Origin of the sequence: Methylobacterium sp. WL18 (assembly GCF_008040015.1) — a bacterium.
Lineage (GTDB): Bacteria > Pseudomonadota > Alphaproteobacteria > Rhizobiales > Beijerinckiaceae > Methylobacterium > Methylobacterium mesophilicum.
The window spans coordinates 1-26798 of sequence record NZ_VRVD01000020.1; the positions used below are offsets into that span (position 1 = coordinate 1).

Consider the following 26798-nt stretch of genomic DNA (forward strand, 5'->3'; position numbering starts at 1 on the left):
GAGCAGGATCACCCACCCCTCATGCGCAACGCCATTCGCCTCTTCGCCCTCGCCATGGCCATGATGGCCGCCGTCACCGTCAAAGCCGTCTGGGAGGGGGGCCGCTGGGTCCTCCGCTCCGTCCGCGACAGCCTCCGCCCGCCCGTCGGCGCCGGCGCGGACATCGAGGACGCCTTCGATGGCATCGCCGCCAAGGCCGAATCCGCCACCGCCGCCGTGTCGGTCCCCGCAGCCGAATCAGCCGTCACCGCCAAGCCGGCCCCCGCGCCGATTCCCCTCGACCCGATCCTGGCGAAGGGCCGCATCGCCACGCAGTATGCCCACGACATGCTGAACATCGACGCCGAGCCGACCGCCGAGGGCCTGGACGAGGCCAGCGCGGCGTGGCTGGGGTCCCTCAACGCTTCGGAGTTGATGCAGATCGACAGGCACGGCGCCCACCGGGTGGGCAGCCACATGGCCGGCCTCCGCCTGATCGACGGCCTGCCCCTGACGCCCACCCCGGCGGAGTATCGGAGCGCCCTTTGCGCCGCCGCTCAGGTCACGCCCGAGATGCGGGCGAACATCGCTGAGCACGATGCGACCCTGCGCCGGGTCATCGACGAGATGCTGGAGCAGGAGCCCGAGCGGTACGCCCCGGCGATGTGAGCCAACCCGCCCAGCAAAAGGCCCGCCCGAGATGATCGGAGCGGGCCTTTTTCATGTCTGGATACCGGGCTGCGACATCGGCGCACACCCCAAAGAAAAGGGTTGTGCCACCCCGCTTGCACACACGGCGTGCTGACGTGCGCACACCGAATGCTGCGTCAGGCGGCCCTCATCACGCGGACGAGGAGCCCCTTGGCGCGGAGGGTTTCGGCCCGCGAGGCCGCGAGCTCGCGCTGAAGGCGGGCGTTCTCCTGCGTCAGCGCCACGTTCTCAGTCTGGGTCGCGAAGAGGACCCGCCGCAGGGCATCGACGGCCCGGGCAGCGCGGGTGGCGGCGGTGATGTTGCGGTCGGCCTGTACGGCGTCGGCATGGGCCTGAGCGGCGAGGCGGTCCTGACGCGCGCGGAAGAGGACCGAAGCGAGGCCCTGTGCGCCGGCGTCAAAACCCTGGGCGATGTGGTGGGACGAGATGCTCATCGGGGGCCTCCTCGGTCGGCTGATGTGGCCACGATCTCAGCTCCGGATTCTCACGTCGAGGGGGAGTCAACACCTGTCCCTGGCCCGTACGCGGAAACAGGCCTCGAATTGTGAGCATCCCTAGCGCCCCGTTACTTCATGGGACAGAATCGAATTGTTCGCGGGACGGCGTCACCGGCTTCGGCCCCATGTGTGGGCGGATGCATGGGGCGGGCGCACGCTCCCGGGCATGCGCATGAATGTCTCCTTCGACGGGGCCGCGTTCTCCCGGCGGTCCCGAGCCTACATCAAGGAGACGGTAACGCCCGCGCTGGGCGAGGCGGTCTTGTATATGGCGGCGTCCGCCCGGAAGCAGCTCTCAGAGGCGACCGAGGTCTTTTTCGACCGTCCCATCGACTGGACGGTCGACGGCTTCGCCTTAAAGCGCGTCGAGGGGTCCAAGGCGGCGGAGGCACTGGTCTACGTCCTGCCGGGACGCGCCGAATATCTGGGCCTGGAGATCTCCGGTGCAGAGCGCGTCGCCGGGGATTTCGCGACGACGGATCAGGGGCCCCTCGTCCCCGGGCGTGACGCCGTCCTCGACGAGCACAGCAACCTCCACGAGGGCTTCGTTTCCGACGCCGTGTCACGCGGCGCCCGGTGGATCGAGGCGAAACCCGGCCGCCCATCCTCGTGCTGCCCGGACGCGACGGCCTGCAGGTCCTTTCCTCGGCGAGGCCCTTGGCGCGGCCGGGCGTCGTGCGGGAGTCGGGGCCCCGGGCGGTGCATCCGAGGAGCGTCCCGGCGACAGCGCCGGCAACGCCGGCCATCGCACCGACTTTAGGAGACGAGCGGCGCCCGGCCAAGGCCCATCCCCCGAACGCACCAACGGCGATCCGTAACGCGAAGGACGGCGGGATGCGCCGATCCGAAGCGAACGGCATCTAGTCTCCGGCCATCTCGGCGATTGCCGCCCCCGTGGAGAGAATGGGGGCGCCGGGACCGGCAGGGATGAGGTTATCGCGCGTACGACCCTCGGAGGCGGCCCAAGCCAAGGCGGCGCACGCCGTCATGTTGCGCATCCCCGCAACGAAGCCGAGACCGAAAGAGGTTGCGTAGCCCTGCATCCTGGATGCTTTTCCCGACGAGACCTGCCCCACCAATAGCAAGACGGCGTTGGCTTCGGGTGTTCCGACCCGGCCGGGAGGGCGCCTCGAAGGCTGCTGCCGCATTTAGATGGTGATCGGGCGGAAGTGCCCGCCACAGGGCGCTCCGTCCCTACCGGGTCGGTTCGGGTTCGGAGATGGGGGCACCGTCGTAGATCGCCCGCGCCGTTTCCCCCGTGCCGACGTTCGCGATGGAGCGCGTTTCGAACGCCAGGAAGTCAGGCGTCGGGCCACCGGCCTTCTTGCAGTCCTTGTAAAGGGAGACGAGCTGGTCGACGTACTTTCCGGCGGCCTTCCGTTGGTCCGGGAGCAGCCCGTCGGGAAGGAATGCGGCGAAGAGCTTCCTCATGTCGTTTTCGGTGTCGATGTTCAGCACGCTGAACTGCATGCTGTTCATGAGCGTTGCGATGTCCTTTGGGACGATGTTCTTTCCCCGTTCGTCATCGGGCAGGGTCGGGAAGCTCTGGATGACGGACAGGAAGCGGGCATAGATGCGGTAGGCGATTGCCCGCAGAAGGGGTTGACGCACCTCGGCCATCTCCGCCTTCGTCAGCTTCAGGGTCGCCAGAAGGTCGTCGAAATCCTTGGTGAGGCCGTTGCTCGACCCCTGGACGCCGCCGAACGCCATGGTGGTGATGCCGGACGTTCCGTATCCCGCTTTGGCGACAAGGAGGCTCAGCCGACGCAATTGATCGCGGAAGGTCGGCCCAGGCGCGAGGCCATCCTGGAGGGCGCCATGACCCGGCTCCGTCCGGTGGCGATGACGGCCATGGTGGCGTCCCTCGGGTTCGTGCCGATGGCGTTGGCGACGGAGACCGGGGCGGAGATCCAGCGGCCCCTGGCGACGGTGGTGATCGGCGGGCTCATCAGCGCGACCCTGCTGACCCTTGTCGTCCTGCCGGCGCTCTACGCCAGGTTCGCGGCGGCCATCGAACCGGCGAAGGGCGCGGCGGCGGAGGCCGGGACACGGTCCCATCCCGTCCTGCCGCAGGCCGCCGAGTAGCCGGGTCCCGGAGAAGTGCGTCATGGACGCGAGGGTATTCGGACCACTTCTTCTGTCGGCCTGGGCCAACGCAGCGGGCGCGCAAGAGGCGCCCTTCGGCCTCGCCTGGGGGCCCGTGACGGACGTTCCGAGGCCCTCGATGGTCGACCGGCAGGCGAACGTCACGGCGCTGACCTACCTCCACGACAGGCCCCTTGCATCGGGCGCCGACACCGACCGGGTCATCCTGGAGGTGTGCAGGGACGAGGGGCTGCAGCAGGTCGTCTGGCTGAGTCGGCCCCTCTCCGCCGCCGAGTTGCCCGCGCGCTACGATGCCATCCTCCGGGAAGGCACCCGCCGCAACGGGCCGCCCCGGTCGGATACCCGTTCCGGGACCTTGGCCTGGCCGAACGGCCGCACGCTGCTCGCCGTGGGCAAGCCGGGACCCGGTGGCAGGCGGCTGGTGATGCTCTCGCGCGGTGAACGCTATGATGCCCGCTCCCGCGCGCAAGCCTCCACGACGGGCCATCCGGCGAACGTCCACGCCGGACGCCTCATCGATGGGAAGGACGGCGATCCGAGGTAGAGGCGGTTCCTGACCGAGCCGAGGCTACCTCGGGATGAACGTTCCCTTATCCATGCCCGGCTTGGAAGTACGCACCCCGTGGAACGGTCCCGGAAGCATGGCCGTTCCCCGATTTCGCCGGATCGGTCCCGGACCTGATCCAGGCCACCAACAACCCACGAGGAAGCCCCCCATGAGGAAGTCCCTTCTCGCCGTCGCAGCCCTGGCCGCCCTCGGCGCCATCGGCATCGCCGCACCCGCCTCGGCCGCTCCCGGCATGATCGGCGCCATCGACGCCACCACCAACGTCGTGGACGTCCGCATGGACGGCATGCACGGCCATCGCGGCCATGGGATGCGCCATCATCATCACCGCGGGCACATGATGCGCCACCATCACCATCACCGCGGGCACATGATGCGCCACGGGCACAGCCATCGCCACCACCGCATGTGATCGTCCAGGGGCCCTTCGGGGCCCCTTATTTTTCTCGATTGAAACGACGGACCTCAAGGCAGGCAGGTCGCGCGGCCTGGCGGAAGCGAGCTTACATCCGCTCCTTGATGCCGGAGCCGACGAGCCACCAGTTCACCGGGTAGCTGGTCAGGAGTCCCGCGACCATGGCAATTTGCATGGCGAACCAGAACTCGACCGAGTTCACCGGAGCCCAATGACCGGCAAGGTGCGGGAACACGGCGAACTGGGCGAACGCCATGAAGCCGTACATGCCGACCTGCCAGGCGATCAGCGACAAGGTGTCGGCCTTGAGCGCGGCGACGATGCCCCGGCCCGGGGAGAGCCCGCGCATCGGCACGATGGCGTAATACTGGAACACGATTCCGAGCCCGAAGGCGAAGACAAAGTCCAGCGCCCAGACCGCGTACATCTTCTCCTCGAACAGCGACTGCCAGCCGAACCAGACCGCAACCGCCGGCACCAGGAAGGCGAGCCACTCGGCGGCGACGTCGCCGAGCATGCAACCGCTGCCGCAATGGAGCGCGCCCTTGCCCACCATCACCGGAAACGGAGGTTGCGTCATGTTCGGGGGCTTCCCGTCCCGCTCCATCGCGCGGTGATGCGCCTCCATGGTGGCGTGGCGGCCATAGCGAAAGTAGGCCCAGACCACCGCGACCGTGCCGAACAGGGCGCTGACCGGCCAGACGACATTCATCACGGTCATGTGCTGCGGATGCCGGATGACCTGCACCGACAGTAGGATCGAGCAGGCGGCCCCGAGCAGCAGGGCGAGGATCGAGAGCGCGTGGAGCCAGGCAGGGAACATCGTGGCCATGCCGCTCAATGCCCCATCGCCAGCATCCAGACGGCCATGGCGGCCATCATCACGTTCTCGGTCAGCGAGACGAAGCCGAGCGGCACCTTGCTTGATCCGCCGACGCAGGCGCACTTGATCTCGCGCTTCTCGACGTAGACCGCCTTGAACACCGAGACCGCGCCGATGGTGCCGATGAAGAGGGCCACGGGGATCGACAGCCAGTTCAGGGCCCCGGCCACCATCAGGACGCCGGCGATGCCTTCCAGGAACGGATAGGCGTAGGCGTAGCGCACCCAGCGCTTGGCCAGCAGGTCGTAGCCGAGGAACATCGACGAGAAGGTCTCAACGTCCTGCAGCTTGAGAAGGGCCAGCACGCACATGCTGAAGGCGATGAACCACTCGGCCGCCCTCACTGTAAGGGGCGTGCCGTACACGGCGTAGCTCGCCGCGAGCGCCATCAGCGCCGTGATCGAGAACACCGCCACGACCGGCGTGTAGGTCGTCACGTTCGGGTCGTTGGCCGCCTGCCCGAAATGCCGCCTGAGGTCGTCGAAACCCCCGACCCGCTCGCCGTTGATGAAGGTCTGGGGCGTCGACTCGACCCCGTGATCGGCCTTGAAACGGTCGGTCTCCTCGCGGGTGCTCAGCCAATGATCCTCCACCTCGAAACCCTGGCGTTCGAGGAGGTCCTTTGCCTTCAGGCCGTAGGGGCACGTGTGCTGCGGCATCATCATCCGGTACAGGACGGCCTTGCGGGACGCGGTGGCTTGCATCGGAAACTCCGTGGGTTGTCTGGCCGGGATGCCGTCCGCTCGTTGCCGTGGAAACGACGGATCGGTCGCGGCCGATTGGGCTTGCGCACCTTCCTGGACCTTCCCATCATGGGAAGGTCAACGGAGGGGCTCTCACGATGAACATCGGCGAGGCGAGCCGGGCCTCGGGGGTCTCGGCCAAGATGATCCGGCACTACGAAAGCATCGGGCTCGTGCCCCCGGCGGACCGTCGCGACAGCGGCTACCGCGATTACGGGACCGCCGACCTGCACCGGCTCGGCTTCATTCGGCACGCCCGGGACCTGGGCTTCTCGCTGGACCGCATCCGGGTGCTGCTCGGGCTCTGGAGCGACCCCGACCGCAGCAACGCCGACGTGAAGGCCATCGCGAGGGCCCATGTCACGGAACTCGAACAGCGGGCCCGCCAACTGAACGAGATGGCCGACGCCCTGCGGTCCCTGGCAGACGCCTGCGACGGCGACGGCCGGCCGGACTGCCCGATCATCGCCAGCCTGGAGACCGGGGCGAACGTCCCGGCCTGCCATCCGGGCGGCTCCCAGGGGGCGATGCCGCCCCCCGCACCGCGTCGGAAGGCCGTGGCCGGTCACTGAGCCCGAACCGGCTCCGGCGGCGCTTCGATCAGGCGGCCATCTTCCGGCAGCTCTCGGCGCAGCGGCGGCACTGCTCGACGCAATGCTGCATGTCGCCTACCTGCTCGCAGCTTCGGGCGCAGTCCTCGCAGACGTCGGCGCACTCGGCGCAGGTGTGCTTGTGATGCCTCGTCCCGATCAGCATGAAGTGCGCCGACGTCCGGCACATCTCGGCGCAGGCCAGCATCAGGCGGAAGTGCTCGGGCTCGACGTGCTTGCCGCCCGCCGGGAGGCAGTGGTTCGAGGCCATGCCGAGGCAGGTCTGATAGCAGCGAAGACATTCGTCGATGCAGGACTGCATCTCGCTCGACATATTGCCCATGTGAAGCTCCTTTATGTTAGACAAAAAGAGACGAGCATCAGCACTGGGTGACAATATGCCTCCAGTATTGCCCTGCTCATTCTGTCAACTCAGGCCGCTATAGTTCGTTCTAATAAATTCCTTTCTTCTTGGCCGGGATTTTTAATCCGTCCGCCGGCGCCTACTCCGCCGCCTCGCGGTAAGCGGGTCGTTCGGCCGGGGAGCCACTCGCCGGCGTCTCGGCGGCCGTGGACAGGCCCCATCCCTTCACGAGTCCGTAGACGGCGGGGATCACCACGAGCGTCAGCACGGTCGAGGACACCATCCCGCCGATCATCGGCACGGCGATGCGCTGCATGACCTCGGAGCCGGCGCCCGTGCTCCACAGGATCGGAATGAGGCCCGCCATGATGGCGGTCACCGTCATCATCTTCGGGCGCACCCGCTCGACCGCGCCGACCATGATCGCCCGCCGCAGATCCTCGCGGGACAGGGGCCGCCCCTCGCGTGCGCAAGCGGCCCGGACCTCGTCGAGGGCATGGTCGAGGTAGACCAGCATGATCACCCCGGTCTCGGCCGCGACGCCGGCGAGCGCGATGAAGCCCACCGCCACCGCCACCGACATGTTGAAGCCCATCCACCACATCAGCCAGATGCCGCCGACCAGGGCGAACGGCAGCGACAGCATGACGATGAGCGTCTCGGTCAGGCGGCGGAAGTTGATGAACAGCAGCAGGAACACGACGAGCAGCGTCAGCGGCACTACCACCGTCATGCGCGCCGCGGCCCGCTCCAGGTACTCGTACTGACCGCTCCACTGCAGGGTCGTGCCCTGTGGGAGTTTGACCTCGCTGTCGACCGCGGCCCGCGCGTCGGCGACGTAGCCGCCCAGGTCGCGCCCATTGATGTCGACGAAGATGTAGACCGCAAGCTGTCCGTTCTCCGTGCGGATCGAGGTCGGGCCCCGGGTGAGTTCGACCTTGGCGACCTCGCGCAACGGCACCGTGCCCCCGGCCGGGAGTGGCACCTGCACCTCGTCGGCGATGGCCCGCGGATCGGACCGGAAGGCCCGGGGGTAGCGGACGTTGACGGTGTAGCGTTCGCGTCCCTCGACGGTGTTCGTCACGCTCTGGCCGCCAAGCGCCGTGGCGATGACGTCCTGCACGTCCCCGACCATCAGCCCGTAGCGCCCGAGCGCCTCCCGGTCCGGCGTGATGTCGAGGAAGTAGCCGCCGATGACCCGTTCCGCGTAGGCGCTGGACGTGCCCGGCACGTTGCGCACCACCGCCTCGACCTGGCGGGCGACCCCTTCCATCTCCTTCAGGTCCGTTCCTAGCACCTTGATGCCGACCGGGGTGCGGATGCCGGTCGAGAGCATGTCGATTCGGGCGCGGATCGGCTGCGTCCAGGCATTCGACACGCCCGGGAACTGCAGCGCCTTGTCCATCTCGGCCTTGAGGCTCGCCAGCGTCACGCCCGGCCGCCACTCGGACGGCGGCTTCAGCGCGATGACCGTTTCGAACATCTCCATCGGCGCCGGGTCGGTCGCGGTGTTGGCGCGGCCCGCCTTGCCGTAGACTGAGGCCACCTCCGGGAATGATTTTATGATGCGGTCCTGGGTTGCGAGGAGCTCGCCGGCCTTGGTCACCGACAGGCCCGGCAGGGTGGTCGGCATGTACATCAGCGTGCCCTCGTTGAGGTCGGGCATGAACTCCGAGCCGAGCTGACGGGCCGGCCAGACGGTCGCCGCGAGGACGCCTAGGGCGAGCAGGACGGTTAGGACCCGCGCCCGCAGCACGCCCGCGATCAGCGGCCGGTAGAGCCAGATCAGGAGCCGGTTCAGCGGGTTCCTGTGCTCCGGGATGATCCGGCCCCGCACGAACAGCACCATCAGCGCGGGGACCAAAGTCACCGACAGGATCGCGGCCGCCGCCATGGCGAAGGTCTTGGTGAAGGCCAGCGGACCGAACAGGCGGCCCTCCTGGCTCTCCAGGGTGAAGATGGGCAGGAAGCTGACCGTGATGATGAGGAGCGAGAAGAACAGGGACGGGCCGACCTCGGACGCCGCCTCGACCAGGATCTCGACCCGGGGCTTGTCCGGTGGCGCCCGTTCCAGGTGCTTGTGGGCGTTCTCGATCATCACGATGGCCGCGTCGATCATGGCGCCGACCGCGATGGCGATGCCGCCCAGGCTCATGATGTTGGCGCCGAGACCCAGGGCTCGCATGCCGACGAACGCCATCAGGATCCCGACCGGCAGCATCAGGATGGCGACGAGCGCGCTCCTCACATGCAGCAGGAAGACGATGCAGACGAGCGAGACGACGACGCTCTCCTCGACCAGCGTGTGCCGCAGGGTGTCGATGGCCGCGTCGATGAGCTGGGAGCGGTCGTAGACCGGCAGGATCTCGGTGCCCGCGGGAAGGCTTTTCGCCACCTCCGCGAGCTTCGCCTTAACACCCTCGATGACGTTCAGCGCGTTCGCGCCGAAGCGCTGCAGGACGATGCCGCCGGCGACCTCGCCCTCGCCGTTCATCTCGGTGATGCCGCGACGCTCGTCCGGTCCGAGCTCGACCCGGGCGACGTCGCGCACCCGCAGCGGCGTGCCGCCCGCGGTCTTGAGGACGATGTTCTCGATGTCGGCGACGCCCCTCAGGTAGCCGCGCCCGCGGACCATGAACTCGAACTCGGAGAGCTCGACCGTGCGGCCGCCGACGTCGGCGTTGCTCGACCGGATCGCGTCCCTGAGCTTGTTGAGGGAGATGCCCTGCGCGCGTAGCCGGTTCGGGTCGACCACGACGTTGTACTGCTTCACGAAGCCGCCGACGCCGGCGACCTCGGCGACGCCCTCTGCCCGCGAGGCCCCGAACCGGACCACCCAGTCTTGCAGGGAGCGAAGCTCGGCGAGCGTCCGTTCCTTGGCCACCACCACGTACTGGTAGACCCAGCCCACGCCCGTTGCGTCGGGGCCCAGCGTCGGGGTCACGCCCGCCGGCAGGCGGCTCGCCGCCGCGTTGAGGTACTCCAGCACCCGCGAGCGGCCCCAGTACGGGTCGGTGCCGTCCTCGAAGATGACATAGACGAACGACACCCCGAAGAAGGAGAAGCCGCGCACCACCTTGGCCTTCGGCACCGTCAGCATGGCGGTGGTCAGGGGATAGGTGACCTGATCCTCCACGACCTGGGGGGCCTGCCCCGGGTACTCCGTGTAGACGATGGCCTGCACGTCCGAGAGGTCGGGGATGGCGTCGAGCGGCAGGGTCCGCAGCGACAGGACGCCTGCCGCGACGGCGAACACGGTGCCCACCAGCACCAGTACGAGGTTGCGGGCCGACCATCCGATGAGGCGCGCGATCATGGCGTCGCTCCCGCGTCGGCGGCCAGGCGGTCGTCCTTGGGAGGCGCCAGGCCTTGCAGTGCCGCCTTCAGGTTGCTCTCAGCGTCGATGAGGAAGTTGGCCGAGGTCACCACCCGGTCGCCGGTCGAGACGCCGTCGCGGATCTCGGTGTAGCCGCCGCCATGTACGCCGACCTTCACGGCCTTGGGCTCGAAGCGACCCTCGCCGCGGTCGATCAGCACGACCTGTCGCTCGCCGGTGTCGATGACGGCGTCGTCGGGCACGGCCACGACCGGCATGGCGTCCCCCGTCGCGATCTCGACGTCGGCGTACATGTCGGGCAGCAAGGTGCCGTCCGGGTTCGGGAGCTCGATGCGCACCCGCGTGGCCCGGGTCTCCGGATTCACCTGCGGGTAGATCACCCCGACCTTGCCGGTGAAGGTGCGGCCCGGGGCCGAGCGTAGGCGGATCGTGGCGGTTTGCCCGACGCGGACGTTGGCGAGGTCGCGCTCGGGCACGTCGGCCAGCACCCACATGGTGGAGATGTCGCCGATCCGGAACAGGGTATCCCCGGCCGCGGCCTTCATGCCCTCAATGGCGGTCCGTTGCAGGACGATGCCGTCCCGGGCCGAGGACCAGGTGATGGCCATCGGCACGTTCCGGGTGCGCTCCATCTCGTCGATCACGGCCTCGGAGACGTTCAGGTTCCGTAGGCGCCGCCTCGCGCCGTCGAAGCCCGGGTTGGCGATGAGCTGGGCCGCCGCGGCGTTGATCTCGGGCGAGTAGACGTGGACCAGCGCCTGTCCCTTGCGGACGCGGTCGCCGGTGGTGACGTTCTCGACGTGGTCGACGTAGGCGTCCGAGCGTGTCGCGATGACCGTCACCCGCCGCTCGTCGAGGGCGACGGTGCCCGGGACGCGCACGGGCTGCGCCACCACCCGCCGCTCGACGACCTCGGTCCGCACGCCGGTGCGCTGGACCTTGCCGGGCGAGACGGTGACGACATTGCCGTCGCTGTCCTCGCCCTCGTAGACGGGGATGTAGTCCATCCCCATCGAATCCTTCTTGGGCGTGGCCGAGGTGTCCGGCAGGCCCATCGGGTTGCGGTAGTAGCGTATGGGCCGGGCGCCCGCGGCGGCCTTCGCGTCCCCGGCCTTCCCCATGTCCTGGGCGGCCATGTCGTGCCCGGCCATCCCCTGCCCGGCCATCCCCTGCCCGGCCATGTCGGCGGGCATGGCCTCGTCCGCATCCGGCGCGTCGAAGCGCACGTCCTCGCTGGCGTGGACCGCCCGGAACTCCCGGCCATCCGCGGTCGCCATCGGCGAAAGCGAGTAGACCGGCTTCCCGTCCGGGTCCTGGTAGTAGACCACCGGTCCGGTCGCCTTCGCGGAGGCCCTAGCCTGCGCGGCCGGCATGGGGCCCGGAGACCACCGGGCGAACTCCGTCCGGGCGCGCTCGGCGAGCGCCGGCACGGGGTTCTCCCCATGCCCCGCGACATAGCCGGCGCCCCCCGCCGCGAGTGCGGCGAGGGTCCCGGCGAACCAGGCCGCGCGGCTCACTTGACGGCCTTGAAGACCAGCTTGTCCTCGACCGTGCCGGTCTCGCCCTGGACCTTGGCCCCGAGCGACAGGCGCCAGCCGCCGGCCATCGTGAGCTTCGCCTTGAAGCGATAGACGCCCGGTTCGGTCGTGGGGAGTTGCTCGATCTTCGAGGTCATCTCGTCCATGCTGTCGGGCGCCATGTCGATGCGCTTGGCGAAGATCACGGCGTCGGGAACTGGCTTGCCGCTGCGCTTATCGAGAAGGCGCACCGACAGGACAGCCTCGCCGACCTTGGCCTCCTGCTGCACGAGCTCGAAGCGGTAGTCCTTGGTGTCGGCGAATGCCGGGAACGCGGTCGCCGACAGGGCGGCACCGAGCAGCGCCGCCGAGACGGCGCGCGAAAAAGTCTTCTGGGTCACGGGGGATGTCTCCTGAACGACGGGAAGGGACGCGTGGTCATGCGTCACCGTGCCGGCGCATGCGGCGCCGGCGTCATCGGTTCAGGCTCGGGGGGGCTCGGGTAGCGGCGTCCCATGCACGCTCGCGAAGGACCCCGAGGCGGGCCAGGACAGTGTCGCACGGGACGCGACGGGAGCCGGGACGGCGACCGTCCCCGGCAGCAGGGACACGGCGCTTGCGAAGCACAGGGCCATCAGCGGGCAGCCCTTGGTGCAGTCGGGCTTCTTCGCCGTTTCCTTCGGGCAGCAGGGCATGTCGTCCATGGCCATCTCGGCCATGTCCATCGCACCCATTACGGCATGATCCATGACCATGCCGTGGTGAACGACCGGCATCGAGGCCGCGGCCTCGTGAGCGATGGACGCGTGCATGCCCACAGTGGCCGCGGGAGCGGTCACCGGCGTCAGGGCGAGGCTGAGAACCGCCAGCAGCGGCAACAGTCGCCTAAGGGCAAGCCGAAGGGTCACGGATGCAGGATGCCAAATTCTACGGTCGGGCGAAAGCCCGTTCCGAATTCCTCGAACGACGCAGGACCAGGTTGGTTGCAAGCACCCGTCAGGCGAGCACCGCCGGGAAGCCGGCCGCAACGATGGCTCCGGCGATCCGGTCGGCCGGGCCGGCGGCATCGGACACGGTCACGAGCTTGGCACCGAGGTCCACATCCACCCGGGCTCCAGGCTCGATGCCAAGCACCGCGCGGGTCACGGACTTGGCGCATCCGCCGCATCCCATTTTGTCGACCTTGTAACGGAGCATGACGCTCTTCCTTCGATAACGTCACGCCGGGATGGGGCTTCCCATAGTGGTAAGGTCAAGGGTCGCCGGCCGATGTCCTCTCACGCTTGCCCGAATGCTTGAACGATGCCCCCGACGGCGCGAGCGGCGGCATCTGGCGGGCATCCAATTCCGTGAACCCAGGTGGATCGGGGAACGGGCCGGCGCTTAGCGTACGCGCCACAGCAACAGGGCGAGCACTACGTTGCCCAGGGCAAGAACGGTCAGGACGGTATAGGTCGCATCGGCTCCGCCATGTGTCAGCACGACGGCCCCGAGGGATGGCGCGAGCGCCTGCGCCACCAGGCCCGGACGTGCCAACAGGCCGACGAGCGCGGCGTAGCGTTCCGGACCGAACAGGGCCAGGGGCACCGTACCCCGTGCAATCGAGTAGATCCCGTTGCCGGCCCCGTAGAGGACCAGCGCCAGCCCGACCAAGGGTAGGCCGGCCGCCAGCATCGTGACCCCAAGGACCACCAGGATCATGGCGGCGGTCAGGGTCCAGAGTGGGTGATGCCGGCCCTTCCCGGCCATCTCGACGATGCGCGCCCCCACCTGCGACGGTCCGATCAGGGCGCCGTAAGCGACGGCCGAGGCCAGCGCGACGCCACGGGCCTGCAGCAGGGTGATGAGGTGCACCGACACCATGGCCATCACCGTGCCCCCGAGGGTCAGCACCCCCGTCATGAGGAGGAAGGCACGGTGTTCCCGACCATGGAGACGAATGACGGGGCTCGGGCCTGCGGGTCGCGTGACCGGGTGTGCGGGCGGGCGGGGGATCGCGAGCAGGACGAGCGGCAGCGTGACCGAAAGATGCAACCCGGCATAGGCGAGGCAGGTCCCGCGCCAGCCGACCCGTTCGACGAGGAAGGCCGAGAGCGGCCAGCACACCGTGCTGGCGAAACCGCCCCACAGGGTCAGGGTCGTGATGGCGGACCTTGCCTCGGCGCCGTAGAGGCGTCCGAGCGTGGCGAAGGCGGGATCGTACAACCCGGTGCCCATGCCGAGGCCGACGAGAAGCCAGGCCGCCAGATAAGCCGTGAGGTTCGGGGCCAGGGCGAGGCCCGTGAGGCCCAGCGCCAGGGCGATGGCGGCGAAGGCCAGCACCGGCCGCCCGCCATGCTCCCCTATGAAGGCTCCCACCCGCGGCGAGACGAGGCCCGCGACGAGGAGGCTGGCCGACAGCCCTCCGATGACCCAGCCGAGGGGCCATCCCGTATCCTTCGACATCGGCGCGGCCAGCACCGACAGCAGGTAGAACGAGGAGCCTCAGGTCAGGATCTGGATGACGCCCAGGGCCGAGATCACGGGCCATCGACGCGTCGGGGGCATCGCCGCGCTACCGAGCCCCGAGTAGGGGCAGCCACAGTGCCAGGGCCGCCAGGGTGACGAGCAACACCGGCGGGGTGATCACGAGGCCGACCCGCATGTACTGACCCCAGGTGATGGGCTGGCCCTTGGTATCTAGGACGTGGAGCCAGAGCAGGGTCGCCAGACTCCCGATGGGCGTGAACTTCGGTCCGAGGTCGCAGCCGATGACGTTGGCGTAGACCATGAGCTCGCGCATCAGGGGCGACAGGTCCGGTGCCTGCTGGATCGAGAGCGCCCCCACCAGCACGCTCGGCATGTTGTTCATGACCGAGGACAGGATGGCTGCGGCGACCCCCGTACCGATGGTGGCCACGAACGGTCCGTGGCCCGAAAGCCAGACGAGGCCTTGCGCCAGGTAGTCGGTCAGGCCGGCGTTCTTCAGCCCGTAGACGACGAGGTACATGCCGAGGCTGAACAGCACGATCTGCCAGGGGGCACCGGCGAGCACCTTGCGGATCGGGATGACGCGGCTCCTGTTCGCAAGCACCAGCAGCACCACGGCGCCGGCGCAGGTGACCGCCGATACCGGCACGGCGAACGGCGCGGTCACGAAGTAGGCCACCAGCAGCAGGGCCAGGAGTGGAAAGGCCGCCTTGAACACTAGCGGGTCCTTGATCGCGTGCGGCGGCGCTTCGAGCTCGGCCACGGGGTACGTGGCCGGAAGGTCGCGCTGGTAGAACAGCCACAGCACCACCAGGGTCGCCGCGAGCGAGACGAGGTTCACCGGCACCATCACGACCGCGTAGCGGCTGAACGAGATGTCGAAGAAGTTCGCCGAGACGATGTTGACGAGGTTCGAGATCACCAGCGGCAGGCTGGTCGAGTCCGCCACGAACCCACAGGCGACGATGAAGGCCAGGGCTGCCGCGGGCTTGAAGTCGAGTCTCAGCAGGATGGCCAACACGATGGGGGTGAGCAGCAGGGCCGCGCCGTCGTTGGCGAACACCGCGGCAATCGCCGCCCCCAGCAGGATCACCAGCGGAAACAGCAGGCGCCCCCGTCCGCCGCCCCACCGGGCGATGTGCAGCGCCGCCCAGTGGAAGAAGCCCGCCTCGTCGAGGAGCAGCGAGATGATGATCAACGCCACGAACGTGAAGGTGGCATCCCAGACGATGTGCCAGACCACCGGGATGTCGCCGGGGTGGATCACCCCGGTGGCCAGGGCGACGGCGGCCCCTGTCAGGGCGCTCCATCCGATCCCAAAGCCCTTCGGCTGCCAAATGACGAAGACGAGGGTGACGACGAAGATGGCGAGCGCGAGCATCGGACCGATTCTCGTTTTTGATTTTGTGAGGCGATCAGGCGGTGGCGACGCGGCGCCCGTGCTCGTCGACGACGCGCCCGCCGTCCTCCTCGACGAATTCGCCCTGCTGGGCAGGCAGGAGGTCGAGGACCGCCTCGGAGGGCCGGCATAGGGCGACGCCCTGAGGGGTGACGACCAACGGGCGGTTCAGCAGGATCGGGTGCGCGGCGATGGCATCGAGAAGCCGGTCGTCCGTCAGGCTCGGGTCCGCGAGCCCGAGCTCGGCGTAGGGCGTGCCTTTCTCGCGCAGGAGATCGCGCACCGTCATGCCGGCACGCTCGGCGAGTTGGCGCACCAGGGTCCGGTTAGGGGGCGTCTTCAGATACTCGATCACATGCGGCTCGATGCCGGCGTTGCGGATGAGGGCCAGGGTGTTGCGGGACGTGCCGCAATCCGGGTTGTGGTAGATCACGACGTCCATCAGGCGGTCTCCTCGCAGCAGGCGGACAGGGCGGCGACGGCCGGGGCGCAGACCTCCGGGCGGCCCTGGCAGCAATCGCGCATCAGGAACTGGATGAGCTCCGAGAGGTCCGGGTAGGCGGCGCTGTAGATGATCGACCGGCCCTCGCGCCGGGAGGTGACCAGGCCGGAATGGCTGAGTTCCTTCAGGTGGAACGACAGGTTGGTGCCGGACACGCCGACCGCCTCGGCCAGCATGCCGGCCGCCATCCCGTCAGGCCCCGCGGTGACGAGCCGGCGCACGATGTGCAGCCGATGCTCCTGGCCAAGGGCCGCGAAGGCAGCGACGGCTTGCCGTTCGTCCATCATGATGTCAATATCTCAACCATCATTGAAACGTAGAGGATAGACGTTCCTTGGACAAGCCTCGACAGCCCTTCGCCGACGGCCTGCCGAACCTGAGCGAGGGGCACTTCGAAGTCCCGACGGCCGCCGGCCTGCAGGTGGCGACGCCGTTCGCCCACGCCCCGCGCTTCCTGATCCTCTACGGGTCGCTCCGGGAGCGCTCGTTCAGCCGCTTCCTCGCCTACGAGGCCGCGCGCCTGCTCGAGGCGATGGGCGGCGAGGTCCGCATCTACGACGCGCACGGCCTGCCGCTGCCCGACGACGCCACGGCCGATCACCCCAAGGTCCAGGAACTCCGCAACCTCTCGCTCTGGTCGGAAGGGCACGTCTGGGTCAGCCCGGAGCGACACGGGGCCATGACCGGGGTGATGAAGAGCCAGATCGATTGGCTGCCCCTGTCCGAGGGGTCCGTGCGACCGACGCAAGGCAGGACGCTGGCCGTGATGCAGGTCTCGGGCGGCTCGCAGTCCTTCAACGCCGTCAACGGCCTACGCGTGCTCGGGCGCTGGATGCGGATGGTCACCATCCCGAACCAGTCGTCGGTGCCGATGGCCTACAAGGAGTTCGACGAGGCCGGCCGGATGAAACCCGGGCCGCTCTACGACCGGGTCGTCGATGTCTGCGAGGAACTGATGAAGTTCACGCTCCTGACCCGCGAGCGATCCGACTACCTCGTGGACCGCTACTCGGAACGCAAGGAGCGGGAACCGGATCGGCTCAAGGCCGTCGCCGCCGACATCGGGTTCCAGGCCCGGCCGGCATGAGGATCAACGGCCTGGTGGAGATCGGGCGGAGGCGCAGCGGCATGGACACGGGTCTCCCGCGCTGGCAGCCCGACCAACGCTGATGCCTGCCGGTCCGTAGGCGGACCGCGCACCCATGGCCGGCTATCGCATCCGTTGGCCTATCCGGCGCTCCGATGCCCGGAACGGCCCGGGACGGTCCAGGTCAGGCAGCCCGCCCCGCCGCGCCGACGCCGACATGGCTGACGCTCCAGTGCTCAAGGTGCTTGTAGACGATGACCTTGTTCGCGAGCTGGGCACCGTGCCGGCCGCAGAAGCCTTCGAGCTGCTCGCGGGTGCCGATCAGCTCGACGCACATGGTCAGCTCGGGGTTGAGCGACTCGGCCCCGTCGTCCTGGATCGGCCCGTGGTTGCTGTAGCCGTGTTGGGACTGGTGGGCGACGGCGTTCATGAGGCCCTCCGCCTTGGCCTGGGCGACGAGCTCCCGATAGAGCGGCCTGCCGCCGGAAAACCATCCGGTCCGACCGGTGCCCGCCCGGTCCCGGGGCCTCATGTAGATCCGGATCATGCCGGTCTCGGTCGCGACGACGCGATGCGAAGCGTTCATGTCGGCTCCTTCAATGGACGGTGGACGAGGGGGCGGGCCGGGGCCCGACGGCCGGCGCGCGCCCCGACCGCGCCTCGCGTAAGGTCGCGCCGCCGGCGAGGCCTGTCGCCGCCTTCGGGACGGCGATGCGCTGCGACAGGTAGATGCCGTTGTGGCCCGAGCAGAGGTAGGCGAGGAAGCAGGCCACCGCGAGGTAGACCCCGTGCGTCGCGCCGAAAAGCTCGATGCCCATCAGAGTGCAGGCGAGCGGCGTGTTGGCGGCGCCCGCGAAGACCGCGACGAACCCCAGCGCCGCGAACAGGTCCACCGGCGCGCCGAGCAATCCGGCCAGGGCGTTCCCGAGCGCGGCCCCGATGAAGAACAGGGGGGTGACCTCGCCGCCCTTGAACCCGGCGCTGAGGGTCACGACCGTGAACAGGATCTTCAGGGCCCAGCTCCAGGGGTGCACGTCCGGACCGAAGAAGGTGTTGATGGTCATCCCGCCGGGGTCGGCCGCCGAGACGCCGAGCCCGACGTAGTCGCGCGTCCCGAAGGCGTAGACGAGGCCGATCACGGCCAGTCCGCCGATCACCGGGCGAAGCGGTCCGTACGGGACCAAGCGCTTGAGCCACCCGCCGAGGAGGTGGTTGGCCTCCGCGAACAGCAACCCGACGAGGCCGAACGCGAAGCCGGCGACGGCGACCTTGACGAGAAGCAGCGGATCGACGGTCAGGGCCTTCGCGCCGCCGGCGAGGAAGTCCACGTGGTAGAAGCCGTGGTGGATGCCCCAGGCCTGGCAGGTCCAGTCCCCGACGACCGCGGCGAGGAGGCAGGGCACCAGCGCGGCGTACTCGACTCGACCGACTGCGAGCACCTCCAACGCGAACACGGCGCCGGCGATGGGCGTGCCGAAGACGGCTCCGAAGCCGGCGGCGATGCCCGCCATCAGGAACACCCGCACCCCGGGAGCGTCGACCCCGAACATCCTACCGAACGCGCTGGCGAGGCTGCCGCCCATCTGGACGGCGGTACCCTCGCGGCCGGCCGATCCGCCGAACAAGTGCGTGACGATGGTGCCGAGGAAGATCAGGGGCGCCATCCGGAGCGGCACGCCCCCGTCGGGATCGTGGATCTCCTCGACGATGAGGTTATTGCCGGCCTCCACGCTCTTCCCGAACACAAGGTAGAGCAGGCCTACGGCGAAACCGCCGACGGGAAGCAGGAACAGCAGCCAGGGATGGTCGAAGCGCGCCCGGGTGGCCTCGTCGAGGCTCCACAGAAAGGCGGCGCAGAGGGTCCCCACGGCGACGGCCATCGGCACCAGGATGGCCGACCAGCGCGCCACCGAGATGGCGTGCGACCGGCGTGTCCGCAGGAAGCCGGCGAGATCGAGGTCGTGAAACAGGTTTTGGAACGACGCGCGCATGAGTCCTCCAATTCGCAAAAGCGCGAAAAGTAGGAGTCATCAGCCGCATCAGGGATCGGCGGTTCGGCTCAAGGCCCGGCAGACACCATTACCGTGGGAGGCTTATTCGCGATTGCCTCCCGGTGGTCAATCCCGGGGGATCGATGAAGGTCGGATGCGACGAAATCCGTGAACGGGTCGGCCGGCGGTGATAGGAGCGGGCGGGCCGACCCCGGGGACCCATTCATGACCATCTCGTGGCTCGGTGCCCTGATCACCTTCCAGGTGACCTTCACCGAACTCTTTATCGCCGCCTCGGTGATGCTGACCGGCGCCTACCGGTTCGGATGCACGCTGATGGGTATCGAGCTGTTCGGCGCGACCCATGGGGTCTACCTCGCGGTGGCCTGCTTCCTAGCCTACCTCTGCTCGGGCCATAACGGGATCTACCTACCCCAGCGCATCGCCGTGCCGAAGGCGGCGCAGGGCCTCGCCGGCGGCGCGACCCTGCGCGATGCTCGGACGGCCCGCGCGCCGGCCGTTCAGCCCCAGCCTACCTCTTAGCATTCCGGTCACTGAAGGAGCCGTCATGACCTCGTCGCATCGCGTCGTCGCCACCGAGGGCGACGTCGCCGCCTTCTTGTGGTTCGATGGCGGCATGTCCTGCGTCGTCACCGGACGCACCGACGAGGCCCGGCTGCCAACCATCGCGCAGGCGGTCGATGAGCAGGTCCGTGGCCTCGCGCCGGATCGGCGGCAGCCGTGACCCTCGACCAACTTCGCATCTTCGTGGCGGTGGCCGAGCGGCAGCACGTGACCCGAGCCGCCGAGGCGCTGAACCTCGTCCAATCGGCGGTCAGCACGGCGATCGCCAATATCGAGGGGCGGCACGCGACGAAGCTGTTTCACCGGGTCGGCCGTGGGATCGAGCTGACCGAGGCGGGGCGCGTGTTCCTCATCGAGGCTCGCGCGGTGCTCGCCCGGGCGGAAGCCGCCGAACTGGTGCTCGCCGACCTCAGCGGCCTGCGACGGGGGACGCTGACGCTCTACGCCAGCCAGACCATCGCCAGCGACTGGCTGCCGCGCCACCTCGTCGCCTTCCGCCGGGCCTATCCCGAGATCGCCGTTCGCTTGGCCGTGGGCAATACCGCCGATGCCGCCGACGCGGTGCGCGCGGGGACGGCCGAACTCGGCTTCGTCGAGGGGGCGTTGGACGACCCGACGCTTACGAGCACCACCATCGCGCGGGACCAACTCGTCCTCGTGGTCGCCCCAACACATCCCTTCACAGGGGTGACCGCGCTCGCACCCGAGGACCTCGCCGGGGCCGATTGGGTGCTGCGCGAGGCGGGATCGGGAACCCGCTCGGCCTTCGAGGCAGCGCTCACGGAGGCCGGTCTGGCCGTGGCCCGGCTCCGGGTCACGCTCGAACTGCCTTCCAACGAGGCGGTCCGCGCCGCCGTCGAGGCCGGAGGCGGGGCCGCCGTTCTGTCCGAGACCGTAGTGGCAGCTGCGCTTCGGGCCGGAACGCTGGTGCGGGCGGCGTTTGCCCTGCCGAGCCGTCCGTTCCGGGTGCTGCGCCACAAGGAGCGCTACCGCAGCCGGGCCGCCGACGCGCTGCTCGACCTGATCGAGGAGGCGGCTGCCGGATGAGGGAACCTGCGAAGCCCGTTCCCCCCGACGACCCGCGGGTCAGGCTCGCCGAGGACCGCACGGTGCTGGCAGCCGAGCGCACCTTCGTGGCGTGGCTTCGCACCGGGCTCGCCTTCCTCGGCGTCGGCCTGGCCGCGCAGCGCTTCCTGCGAGAGGTGCTGGCGGTCTGGCCACTGAAGGTGCTGTCGCTCACGCTGATCGCCTGTGCGCTCGCCTCGTTCGCCGGCGCCGCATGGCGGGACCGAGCGATCCGGGCGCGACTCGCCCATGCCGAGATCCCGATGATGCCGCGCATCCTCACCATCGGGGTTGCGGCCCTGCTCATCGCGATCTCGGGCCTCGCGGCTACCGCCCTGCTCTGGGCGTGAGGTCAGGCCACCGTGACCCGTACCCGGTGCCAGGCGGCGCTGAGGTAGCCCTTGTAGTTCCAGGTGTCGTCGGGCGCGGCCGGCTGGGTCTGGCCGGCGGAATCCCAGGCCCGCACCGCGAGTTCGTGCTCGCCGGTCGTCAGCTCGCGCTCGATCTCCCAGAACGTCCAGGCGTAGGGCGCGTCGGCGTCGCGGTCGATCCGGGCCTGCGCCCAGCTGCGACCGCCATCCGTCGAGACATCGACGCGGGCGACCGCGCGGTCGCTGGCGATTGCGTAGCCGCGGATCGCTTGCCGGCCGGCCTTCAACGCTGCGCCGCGGGCGGGCTCGCAGATCGCGCTGTTGAGCGGCATCGCCTCGATGGTGATGCCGTGGTCGGGGTCCGCGGTCTCGGCGGTCACGTCGGGCGGAAACAGCTTGTAGTCGTCGGCCTGCATCGGGTTGTCGGAGGGGTGATCCTGCACCGTGATGCGGGCGAGCCATTTCGGGCTGCGGATGCCGGCAAAGCCCGGCACCACCACGCGCAACGGATGGCCGTGCTCGGGGGCGAGAGGCTCGCCGTTCATCGCGAAGGCAAGCAGCGTCTCGGTGGCCAGCGCCTTGGCGAGCGGGATCGAGGCGCCGAAGCGCGTGTCCGTGTCCGCGATCCGGTCGTGGCTCTCGAAGGCGACGTGACGTGCGCCCCCCGCGTCGAGGCCGGCCGCGCGCAGCACCTCGGCGAGGCGCACGCCGGTCCATTCCGCGTTGCCGATGGCGCCGGCCGCCCACGGGTCACCGGAGACCGGCGCCACCGCCAACATGTCGGCCCGGCGGTTGCCGGCGCATTGCATCACCGCCGTGACGGTGACGTGCGCGAAGCGTGCCTTCAGATCGGCGACGGACAGTTCGAGCGGCGTCACGACCATCCCGTCGACGGTCAGGCGGTAGCCGTCGGCGTCGAGGTCCGGGATGTCGCCGTGGCTGCGGACGTAGAAGTCGGCCTGATCGGTGAGGAAGGCGGCGCGTAGGCGATCGAGCGGCGGCTCGGCGTTGTAGGGCGCCTTGCCGTGGACGATGAGGCGGTCCTTGCGCTGGAACAGGCCGAGCATGGGGTCTTTGTCCTGCGTTCGTGACGTGTCGACGACGAGAACGCGCCGGGGGTGATAAGGCCCCCGGTGCGCGTCGCCTCAGGGCTTCATCGTCGAGATGACCGCGTTCTTCGCCCGGTCCACCACGGCGACACTGAGGTCGCGGTTGAGGACGTAGGCGTGGGCGTTGTCGGCCGAGAACGCGATCGCCTGGCGCGGCTCGTTCAGGCCGGTCACCGTGGCGACGACCTTGAGGGTGCCGGTGTCGATCACCGAGAGCGAGTTGTCCTTGAGGTTGCCCGAATAGACGAAGTGCCCGTCCGGGGTCAGCGCGGCGCCGTAGGGGTCCTTGCCCACTGCCACCTCGGAGGTGACCTTACGGGCGGCGACATCGACCACGCCGATGGTGTTGCGGCCGCTGTTGGCGGCAAACAGCGTCTTACCGTCCTTGGTGATCGAGATGGCGCGCAGCTTGTCGAACCCGGCGATCTCGCCGGTGATCTTGTTGGTGGCGGTATCGACCAACGTGATCTTGTCGCCGAGGAAGTTCGTCACGAACACGGTCTTGCCGTCCGGCGACAGCTTCACGCCCTGGCGCGGCTGCGCGAAGCCGGGGATCACGGCCTCGGCGAGCATGGTCTTGGTGTCGAACACGGTCAGCGTGCTCGCGGCCTCGTTGTTGACGTAGAGCTTGGTCCCGTCGGCCGAGAGCACCGTACCGAACGCGCCGGGGCCCGCGGCGAGAACGCCGGCCTCCTTGCCGGTGGCGGTCTCGTAGACCGTGATCCGGCCGGTGCCGCTGTCGGAGACGTAGAAGCGGGCGCCGTCCGGTGCGAACACGATGTTGCGCGGCGTGACGAAGCCGTCGAGGCGGCGCAGCACCGTGCCCTTGGCGACGTCGTAGACGACGACGGCGCTCTCCTCGCTGTTCGACACAGCGGCGACGGTCCCGGCGGCGTTCAGCGCCAGCGCGTTATTCTTGATCGCGCCGTCGAAGCCGGCGGCGAACCCGGGCTGGGCCTGGGCTAGGAGCAAGGCGGCTCCGGTGAGGAGGGTGCGGAGGCTGGTGCGGATATGGGTCATGAAGCGGGTCTCTCGGGCATGCGCGCTCGTTCGGCGGCCGGGGCCTGCCGTGAGGGCTGGTTCGAAATCGGAAATCCGTGGTGTAAGGCCGGGCCGGCCGTGCATCGCCCTGAGGAGACGCCGGAAGGCGCAGATTATTCCCCGAGGCCGGCGAAAAAAACGCGGCGGCCTCGGGACTCGGGGGGGGTCAGGGCGTTGGCTTCAACGCCGTGAGGTAATCGATGATGGTTTGCACGTCGGCCTGATCGACGGGCGCCTTGTAGACGTGGACCATCTTGTTCACGGTCTCGGTCCACTGCGCCTTCGTGAGCTTGGGTTGGGTCAGCACCATCCCGGCCGAGTGGCAGGCGAGGCAGTTGTTGTTGACGGCCTCGGCCCCCGGTCCGTCGGGGAAGATCCGGTCGGAGGTCGGCATCACGATTGATTGCGAGGTGAAGCGCATCGGCTCGGGAGCCGGGGCGGCGAGCGCCACCAGGGGAGACAGTATGAGCGCGGCGATGAGGGCCGCAGGGCGGATCGGGTGCATGGCTGGTCTCCTCAAGCGGCCTGAAAGGACACGGCCTCGATGCCGTTCTGCATGAAGCCGGCGCCGTTCCAGACCCGGTCCATGGGCTGCGCGACGCCGTTGGTATTGGTGCAGCGGACCCTGACCGTGTGGGTGCCGGCGGCCAGCGCCGGAAGGCTGCCGTCGAAGCGGCGGAAGCTGTAGGGGCCCTCGTCGGCGCCGAGTTGCGCCGGAAACCACGTCGCTCCGCCGTCTCCGGAGAACTCGACCGCCTTTACCCCGCAATCGCCGCCGAAAGCGATGCCGCGGATGGCCACCGGCGTTCCGGCTGCCACCTTGGCGTCGTCCTGCAAATTGGTGATGAACGAGCGCGGCACCATCCTGTTGATCGGTACCGTCTTGAAGCCGGTCTGGCCGGGTTTGATGTTGGCGCCCGGCACGTCCGGAATGCGGTAGGCGGTCTTCATCCAGTATTGGTCGTCGGGCTTGTCCAGCACCTCGATGTCGGACAGCATCTTGACCCAGTAGGTCGAGTACCAGCCCGGCACCACGAGGCGGAGCGGGAAACCGTTGAGCAGCGGGAGCTGCTCGCCGTTCATCGCGTAGGCGATCATCACCTCACCATTGTTGGCGTGGTCGAGATCGAGCGACTTCTTGAAGTCCGGCGCGTCGTCGACCACGGGCTCGTCGAGGCCGTTGAAGCGCACCTGCACGGCACCGGCCTTCACCCCGGCCTTTTCGAGCACGTCCTTCAGGCGCACCCCGGTCCAGCGGGCGTTGCCCATCGAGCCGTTGGCCCATTGAGCGCCGGGCACCCGCGGCTCGAACAGCCCGCGTGAATTGCCCGAGCACTGGTTGACCGCGGCGATCTCGAAGCGCGGCAGGCCGGCGATGGCGTCGAGCGAGAGCGAGAGTTCCTTGTCGACGTGGCCGCGGACCTTAAGACGGAAGGTGCCGGCGTCGACTTCGGTCGGGATCGAGGCCCAGTGCCAACGGACGTAGAAGCGGTCGTTGGGGGTGAACACGCCCTCGTCGAACACCGAGAACGGCGTCTCCAGCAGCGGCGGATGGGTGCGTTGAAGGATCATCTCGGCCTTGCCCGGAAAGGCGGTGGTCAGCGCCCGCTCATCCGGGCCGCCAGGCAGCGGAAGCTTCACCGAGCCTGCCGCCCAGGCCGGTATGGCGGCGCCGAGGCTGCCGAGCCCTAGGCTACCCAGGACGAGGCGGCGGTTCATTGGTCTGTCCAGTCCGTGCATGGTTTCCCCCTTTAAAGATGTCGGCGTCGATGCGTTCGAGGGCACCGGGCGGGTGGCAATTTCTTGCAACCAAGGAGATGTTACGGGATGAGATTTATTCCCGCCAACGGTCATTCGCGATGCGAACGATCTCCCGATGCGATGGTTTAGAAACTTTCGATCTCCGCCTCCGTGGTGACGGAGGCCGTTTAAGCGTCACGCCGCCGGCGCTTCGACGGGCGCGGTCCTGCGATGCCCGAACAAGGCGTGACGTTCGGCGAAACCGCGCAGGGCGACAATGCCGAGCGGTTCGAGGGCATGCGCCAATCCGTCGATGAAAGTGTCGGTGGCGATCAGCGGCGTGTCGTAGGTCTTGCACAGGCGCTCGACGCGAGCGAGCACGTTGAGATCGCGGCCGATCGCCGTGAAGTCGACCCGGTCGCCGCCGCCGATATTGCCGTAGGCGATCTCCCCGACATGAAGTGCGACGCCGACCTCGAAGGCAGCTGTGTCACCGTCGCGCAGGGTCGCAAGCGCAGCGAGTGCGGCCTCGGCGGCACGCAAGGCGGCACGGCGCGCCGCAGCCTCGTCGCGATCGGCATCGAACACGGCCAGTAGCCCGTCGCCGATATACTTCAGTACCTCGCCGCCTTCCGCCTCGATGGCTGGCACGATGCCATCGAACATCCGGTTGAGGGCGGCCACGACACGGTCGGGGCTCTGCCGGTCGGACAGTTCACCGAACCCGCGCAAGTCAGTCAGCATCATCGCGGCCCGCATCAGACGGACATCGCCGCGCCGCACTGTGCCGGCCAGGATTTGCCGTGCCGGGTCGCACCCGACATAGGCGCTCAGCACCGCGCCGAGCATGTCGTCGAGCGCCTTGATCTCGAACAGCAGCGAGAACGGCTCGACCAGCGCCAGCAACGTGTCGATCTCGATCAGCGTGAAACCGCCCGGTCTCGCCGTGGCCCAGGAGGCGGCGCCCATGCGTCCACGCGCGGCGCGCAGCGGCACGATGAGGTAGTCGGTCAGACCCTCGTCGCGAAGCTCGCCCAGCACGGGAAACGGCAGCGGCCCATCCCCGTCGAGACGGCATCGGAACGGGGTACGGGTCTCGACCACGTGCTCGACGGTGTTGCCGTGAAAGGTCGGCGTACTCTCGATGCCGTGGCGGCGACGCAAGGCTAGGCTCGACGCTCCTGGATGCCAGACGCGCATTACCCAGCGGAACGACGGATGCAGGGTCGGCGCGTGGGTGGTGGCGCGGGCCAGTGGCAAGCCAAGCCCCAAGAGGCACGCACTGAACCCGTCGAGAAGGGCTGCCGCGTCCGCCGTTTCGCGACCCGGCCTCATCAACCATCCCGTCGCCTGCGCGACCGCCTCGGACGAAGATTGGGACGAACGTGTCACGGCAGTTCTCTCATCAATAATTCGGATCGATGCCATAGCGCGGATCAGACGAGGCCGAGCACGTGGATCAGGCCGAGGCTGACGGCGGCGAGGGCGAGCAGTGAGGCGACCACCGCGAGGGTCACCCGCGCCCCGGCCTTGGCGACGCTGCGCACGTCGACCCCGAGGCCGAGCGCCGCCATCGAGACCACGGTCAGCACGTTGGCGGTCTCCGACATCGGCGCGAGCGCAACCGGCGGGATCAGGCCCGTCGAGCGAAGGCCCGCGAGCGCAAGGAAGGCGAGGATGAACCACGGCACCAGGCGGTGGATCGCGAGGCCGCCGCGGGCCGGGCGGT

At 68.8% G+C, this 26798-nt stretch carries 31 protein-coding genes, 3 pseudogenes and 1 riboswitch; of the genes and pseudogenes, 11 read left to right on the top strand and 23 right to left on the bottom strand.

Translation table 11 applies throughout. From position 1 onward, the window contains the following. Positions 1 to 648, top strand: a 648-nt coding sequence (locus FV228_RS03945; protein ID WP_210247780.1) for a hypothetical protein, incomplete at its 5' end; no start/stop codon positions are given. A gap of 158 nt (positions 649 to 806) precedes the next feature. Here FV228_RS03945 and FV228_RS03950 read toward each other — a convergent pair. Continuing rightward, entirely contained in the window at positions 807 to 1124 is a 318-nt protein-coding gene (locus FV228_RS03950; protein WP_147853394.1) for a hypothetical protein, read from the bottom strand. Between the two features lie 235 nt (positions 1125 to 1359). On the opposite strand from FV228_RS03950, the gene FV228_RS32915 reads away from it, so the two are divergent. Beyond that, positions 1360 to 1947: a hypothetical protein gene (locus FV228_RS32915; protein ID WP_187274742.1), complete on the top strand. Its 588-nt coding sequence runs from the start codon at positions 1360 to 1362 to the stop codon at positions 1945 to 1947. Here the strand turns inward: FV228_RS32915 and FV228_RS34060 are convergent. Together FV228_RS34060 and FV228_RS03960 are read right to left on the bottom strand one after the other, a co-directional pair. Next, positions 1829 to 2230, bottom strand: a pseudogene (locus FV228_RS34060) (hypothetical protein); the annotation flags it as partial. The gene FV228_RS32915 and the pseudogene FV228_RS34060 sit on opposite strands and share 119 nt — an antisense overlap. A gap of 151 nt (positions 2231 to 2381) precedes the next feature. Beyond that, complete coding sequence (locus FV228_RS03960; protein WP_187276678.1) at positions 2382 to 2897, bottom strand: hypothetical protein; 516 nt, start codon at positions 2895 to 2897, stop codon at positions 2382 to 2384. 57 nt (positions 2898 to 2954) lie between these two features. Here FV228_RS03960 and FV228_RS03965 point away from each other — a divergent pair. From FV228_RS03965 to FV228_RS03975, 3 genes and pseudogenes are all read left to right on the top strand, one after another. After that, positions 2955 to 3272 (top strand): annotated as a pseudogene (locus FV228_RS03965) (efflux RND transporter permease subunit); the annotation flags it as partial. A 22-nt stretch (positions 3273 to 3294) separates the two neighbouring features. Further along, positions 3295 to 3837, top strand: a complete 543-nt coding sequence (locus tag FV228_RS03970) for a threonyl-trna synthetase (protein WP_147853396.1) — start codon at positions 3295 to 3297, stop codon at positions 3835 to 3837. A 172-nt stretch (positions 3838 to 4009) separates the two neighbouring features. Beyond that, positions 4010 to 4273 carry a hypothetical protein gene (locus FV228_RS03975; protein WP_147853397.1) on the top strand — a complete coding sequence of 88 codons (264 nt, stop codon included), beginning with the start codon at positions 4010 to 4012 and terminating at the stop codon, positions 4271 to 4273. Between the two features lie 91 nt (positions 4274 to 4364). On the opposite strand, the gene FV228_RS03980 is transcribed toward FV228_RS03975, so the two are convergent. Both FV228_RS03980 and FV228_RS03985 read right to left on the bottom strand, forming a co-directional pair. Then, the gene (locus FV228_RS03980) at positions 4365 to 5099 is read right to left on the bottom strand and encodes a DUF4396 domain-containing protein (protein ID WP_147853418.1); all 735 of its coding nucleotides are present in this window, start codon (positions 5097 to 5099) and stop codon (positions 4365 to 4367) included. Positions 5100 to 5113: 14 nt separating this feature from the next. Then, complete coding sequence (locus tag FV228_RS03985) at positions 5114 to 5863, bottom strand: glutaredoxin (RefSeq protein ID WP_147853398.1); 750 nt, start codon at positions 5861 to 5863, stop codon at positions 5114 to 5116. 137 nt (positions 5864 to 6000) lie between these two features. Here FV228_RS03985 and cueR point away from each other — a divergent pair, with 137 nt between their 5' ends. Further along, on the top strand, positions 6001 to 6474 hold the full coding sequence (gene cueR, locus FV228_RS03990) for a Cu(I)-responsive transcriptional regulator (protein ID WP_147812918.1): 474 nt from the start codon (positions 6001 to 6003) through the stop codon (positions 6472 to 6474). Between the two features lie 28 nt (positions 6475 to 6502). On the opposite strand, the gene FV228_RS03995 is transcribed toward cueR, so the two are convergent. The 10 genes from FV228_RS03995 to FV228_RS04040 all read right to left on the bottom strand — a co-directional run bounded on the left by FV228_RS03995 (position 6503) and on the right by FV228_RS04040 (position 16367). Then, on the bottom strand, positions 6503 to 6835 hold the full coding sequence (locus FV228_RS03995; RefSeq protein WP_147853399.1) for a four-helix bundle copper-binding protein: 333 nt from the start codon (positions 6833 to 6835) through the stop codon (positions 6503 to 6505). Positions 6836 to 6995: 160 nt separating this feature from the next. Next, positions 6996 to 10172 carry a CusA/CzcA family heavy metal efflux RND transporter gene (locus FV228_RS04000; RefSeq protein WP_147853400.1) on the bottom strand — a complete coding sequence of 1059 codons (3177 nt, stop codon included), beginning with the start codon at positions 10170 to 10172 and terminating at the stop codon, positions 6996 to 6998. After that, on the bottom strand, positions 10169 to 11710 hold the full coding sequence (locus FV228_RS04005) for an efflux RND transporter periplasmic adaptor subunit (protein WP_147853401.1): 1542 nt from the start codon (positions 11708 to 11710) through the stop codon (positions 10169 to 10171). Before FV228_RS04005 ends, FV228_RS04000 begins: the two co-directional genes overlap by 4 nt. Continuing rightward, on the bottom strand, positions 11707 to 12111 hold the full coding sequence (locus tag FV228_RS04010) for a FixH family protein (protein ID WP_147853402.1): 405 nt from the start codon (positions 12109 to 12111) through the stop codon (positions 11707 to 11709). Before FV228_RS04010 ends, FV228_RS04005 begins: the two co-directional genes overlap by 4 nt. An 81-nt stretch (positions 12112 to 12192) precedes the next feature. Continuing rightward, on the bottom strand, positions 12193 to 12618 hold the full coding sequence (locus FV228_RS04015) for a hypothetical protein (RefSeq protein WP_147853403.1): 426 nt from the start codon (positions 12616 to 12618) through the stop codon (positions 12193 to 12195). 88 nt (positions 12619 to 12706) lie between these two features. Further along, positions 12707 to 12907, bottom strand: coding sequence for a heavy-metal-associated domain-containing protein (locus tag FV228_RS04020; protein ID WP_147853404.1), 201 nt, complete (start codon positions 12905 to 12907; stop codon positions 12707 to 12709). 186 nt (positions 12908 to 13093) lie between these two features. After that, positions 13094 to 14179, bottom strand: coding sequence for an MFS transporter (locus FV228_RS04025; protein ID WP_246687848.1), 1086 nt, complete (start codon positions 14177 to 14179; stop codon positions 13094 to 13096). Positions 14180 to 14264: 85 nt separating this feature from the next. After that, the gene (locus FV228_RS04030; protein WP_147853405.1) at positions 14265 to 15560 is read right to left on the bottom strand and encodes an arsenic transporter; all 1296 of its coding nucleotides are present in this window, start codon (positions 15558 to 15560) and stop codon (positions 14265 to 14267) included. Between the two features lie 34 nt (positions 15561 to 15594). Further along, a complete protein-coding gene (gene arsC, locus FV228_RS04035) occupies positions 15595 to 16020 on the bottom strand; it encodes an arsenate reductase (glutaredoxin) (protein WP_147853406.1) in 426 nt (141 codons plus the stop codon). Further along, on the bottom strand, positions 16020 to 16367 hold the full coding sequence (locus tag FV228_RS04040; RefSeq protein ID WP_147853407.1) for a metalloregulator ArsR/SmtB family transcription factor: 348 nt from the start codon (positions 16365 to 16367) through the stop codon (positions 16020 to 16022). The genes arsC and FV228_RS04040 overlap by 1 nt, the downstream gene beginning before the upstream one ends. Before the next feature lie 47 nt (positions 16368 to 16414). On the opposite strand from FV228_RS04040, the gene arsH reads away from it, so the two are divergent. Further along, entirely contained in the window at positions 16415 to 17167 is a 753-nt protein-coding gene (gene arsH, locus FV228_RS04045; protein ID WP_147853408.1) for an arsenical resistance protein ArsH, read from the top strand. A gap of 184 nt (positions 17168 to 17351) precedes the next feature. Here the strand turns inward: arsH and FV228_RS04050 are convergent, their stop codons facing one another. Next, on the bottom strand, positions 17352 to 17753 hold the full coding sequence (locus tag FV228_RS04050; RefSeq protein ID WP_147853409.1) for a DUF190 domain-containing protein: 402 nt from the start codon (positions 17751 to 17753) through the stop codon (positions 17352 to 17354). A gap of 10 nt (positions 17754 to 17763) precedes the next feature. Further along, positions 17764 to 19158, bottom strand: a complete 1395-nt coding sequence (locus FV228_RS04055; RefSeq protein ID WP_147853410.1) for a voltage-gated chloride channel family protein — start codon at positions 19156 to 19158, stop codon at positions 17764 to 17766. Positions 19159 to 19181: 23 nt separating this feature from the next. Beyond that, positions 19182 to 19260, bottom strand: a riboswitch (Fluoride riboswitch). A gap of 225 nt (positions 19261 to 19485) precedes the next feature. Between FV228_RS04055 and FV228_RS04060 the strand changes: the two are divergent. From FV228_RS04060 to FV228_RS04075, 4 genes and pseudogenes are all read left to right on the top strand, one after another. Beyond that, a pseudogene (locus FV228_RS04060) lies at positions 19486 to 19701 on the top strand (voltage-gated chloride channel protein); the annotation flags it as partial. Between the two features lie 25 nt (positions 19702 to 19726). After that, entirely contained in the window at positions 19727 to 19903 is a 177-nt protein-coding gene (locus FV228_RS04065; RefSeq protein WP_246686477.1) for a hypothetical protein, read from the top strand. After that, a complete protein-coding gene (locus tag FV228_RS04070; RefSeq protein ID WP_147853411.1) occupies positions 19900 to 20790 on the top strand; it encodes a LysR substrate-binding domain-containing protein in 891 nt (296 codons plus the stop codon). The genes FV228_RS04065 and FV228_RS04070 overlap by 4 nt, the downstream gene beginning before the upstream one ends. Next, positions 20787 to 21158: a DUF202 domain-containing protein gene (locus FV228_RS04075; protein ID WP_147853412.1), complete on the top strand. Its 372-nt coding sequence runs from the start codon at positions 20787 to 20789 to the stop codon at positions 21156 to 21158. The genes FV228_RS04070 and FV228_RS04075 overlap by 4 nt, the downstream gene beginning before the upstream one ends. A 2-nt stretch (positions 21159 to 21160) precedes the next feature. Here FV228_RS04075 and FV228_RS04080 read toward each other — a convergent pair whose 3' ends face one another. The 6 genes from FV228_RS04080 to FV228_RS04105 form a co-directional block, all read right to left on the bottom strand. Then, a complete protein-coding gene (locus tag FV228_RS04080) occupies positions 21161 to 22246 on the bottom strand; it encodes a sulfite oxidase (RefSeq protein WP_147853413.1) in 1086 nt (361 codons plus the stop codon). A gap of 78 nt (positions 22247 to 22324) precedes the next feature. Further along, a complete protein-coding gene (locus FV228_RS04085) occupies positions 22325 to 23308 on the bottom strand; it encodes a beta-propeller fold lactonase family protein (RefSeq protein ID WP_147853414.1) in 984 nt (327 codons plus the stop codon). 187 nt (positions 23309 to 23495) lie between these two features. Continuing rightward, entirely contained in the window at positions 23496 to 23834 is a 339-nt protein-coding gene (locus tag FV228_RS04090; RefSeq protein ID WP_147853415.1) for a cytochrome c, read from the bottom strand. Positions 23835 to 23845: 11 nt separating this feature from the next. Then, complete coding sequence (locus FV228_RS04095; RefSeq protein ID WP_147853416.1) at positions 23846 to 25069, bottom strand: molybdopterin-dependent oxidoreductase; 1224 nt, start codon at positions 25067 to 25069, stop codon at positions 23846 to 23848. A gap of 195 nt (positions 25070 to 25264) precedes the next feature. Further along, positions 25265 to 26497: an adenylate/guanylate cyclase domain-containing protein gene (locus tag FV228_RS04100; RefSeq protein ID WP_246686478.1), complete on the bottom strand. Its 1233-nt coding sequence runs from the start codon at positions 26495 to 26497 to the stop codon at positions 25265 to 25267. Between the two features lie 8 nt (positions 26498 to 26505). After that, a partial coding sequence (locus FV228_RS04105; protein WP_147853417.1) for a putative sulfate exporter family transporter occupies positions 26506 to 26798 on the bottom strand: 293 nt, incomplete at its 5' end.

What these genes read in the sequence shown, in the direction of transcription:
- cueR (WP_147812918.1), top strand. Translation starts at nt 6,001, where the DNA reads ATGAACATCGGCGAGGCGAGCCGGGCCTCGGGGGTCTCGGCCAAGATG.
- FV228_RS03985 (WP_147853398.1), bottom strand. Translation starts at nt 5,863, where the DNA reads ATGCAAGCCACCGCGTCCCGCAAGGCCGTCCTGTACCGGATGATGATG.
- FV228_RS04080 (WP_147853413.1), bottom strand. Translation starts at nt 22,246, where the DNA reads ATGCTCGGCCTGTTCCAGCGCAAGGACCGCCTCATCGTCCACGGCAAG.
- FV228_RS04020 (WP_147853404.1), bottom strand. Translation starts at nt 12,907, where the DNA reads ATGCTCCGTTACAAGGTCGACAAAATGGGATGCGGCGGATGCGCCAAG.
- FV228_RS04065 (WP_246686477.1), top strand. Translation starts at nt 19,727, where the DNA reads ATGACCTCGTCGCATCGCGTCGTCGCCACCGAGGGCGACGTCGCCGCC.
- FV228_RS04030 (WP_147853405.1), bottom strand. Translation starts at nt 15,560, where the DNA reads ATGCTCGCGCTCGCCATCTTCGTCGTCACCCTCGTCTTCGTCATTTGG.
- FV228_RS04055 (WP_147853410.1), bottom strand. Translation starts at nt 19,158, where the DNA reads ATGCGCGCGTCGTTCCAAAACCTGTTTCACGACCTCGATCTCGCCGGC.
- FV228_RS03995 (WP_147853399.1), bottom strand. Translation starts at nt 6,835, where the DNA reads ATGGGCAATATGTCGAGCGAGATGCAGTCCTGCATCGACGAATGTCTT.
- FV228_RS04095 (WP_147853416.1), bottom strand. Translation starts at nt 25,069, where the DNA reads ATGCACGGACTGGACAGACCAATGAACCGCCGCCTCGTCCTGGGTAGC.
- FV228_RS03980 (WP_147853418.1), bottom strand. Translation starts at nt 5,099, where the DNA reads ATGTTCCCTGCCTGGCTCCACGCGCTCTCGATCCTCGCCCTGCTGCTC.
- FV228_RS04085 (WP_147853414.1), bottom strand. Translation starts at nt 23,308, where the DNA reads ATGACCCATATCCGCACCAGCCTCCGCACCCTCCTCACCGGAGCCGCC.
- FV228_RS03950 (WP_147853394.1), bottom strand. Translation starts at nt 1,124, where the DNA reads ATGAGCATCTCGTCCCACCACATCGCCCAGGGTTTTGACGCCGGCGCA.
- FV228_RS04000 (WP_147853400.1), bottom strand. Translation starts at nt 10,172, where the DNA reads ATGATCGCGCGCCTCATCGGATGGTCGGCCCGCAACCTCGTACTGGTG.
- FV228_RS04040 (WP_147853407.1), bottom strand. Translation starts at nt 16,367, where the DNA reads ATGATGGACGAACGGCAAGCCGTCGCTGCCTTCGCGGCCCTTGGCCAG.
- FV228_RS04075 (WP_147853412.1), top strand. Translation starts at nt 20,787, where the DNA reads ATGAGGGAACCTGCGAAGCCCGTTCCCCCCGACGACCCGCGGGTCAGG.
- FV228_RS04100 (WP_246686478.1), bottom strand. Translation starts at nt 26,497, where the DNA reads ATGGCATCGATCCGAATTATTGATGAGAGAACTGCCGTGACACGTTCG.
- FV228_RS32915 (WP_187274742.1), top strand. Translation starts at nt 1,360, where the DNA reads ATGAATGTCTCCTTCGACGGGGCCGCGTTCTCCCGGCGGTCCCGAGCC.
- arsC (WP_147853406.1), bottom strand. Translation starts at nt 16,020, where the DNA reads ATGGACGTCGTGATCTACCACAACCCGGATTGCGGCACGTCCCGCAAC.
- FV228_RS03975 (WP_147853397.1), top strand. Translation starts at nt 4,010, where the DNA reads ATGAGGAAGTCCCTTCTCGCCGTCGCAGCCCTGGCCGCCCTCGGCGCC.
- FV228_RS03970 (WP_147853396.1), top strand. Translation starts at nt 3,295, where the DNA reads ATGGACGCGAGGGTATTCGGACCACTTCTTCTGTCGGCCTGGGCCAAC.
- FV228_RS04090 (WP_147853415.1), bottom strand. Translation starts at nt 23,834, where the DNA reads ATGCACCCGATCCGCCCTGCGGCCCTCATCGCCGCGCTCATACTGTCT.
- FV228_RS04050 (WP_147853409.1), bottom strand. Translation starts at nt 17,753, where the DNA reads ATGAACGCTTCGCATCGCGTCGTCGCGACCGAGACCGGCATGATCCGG.
- FV228_RS03960 (WP_187276678.1), bottom strand. Translation starts at nt 2,897, where the DNA reads ATGGCGTTCGGCGGCGTCCAGGGGTCGAGCAACGGCCTCACCAAGGAT.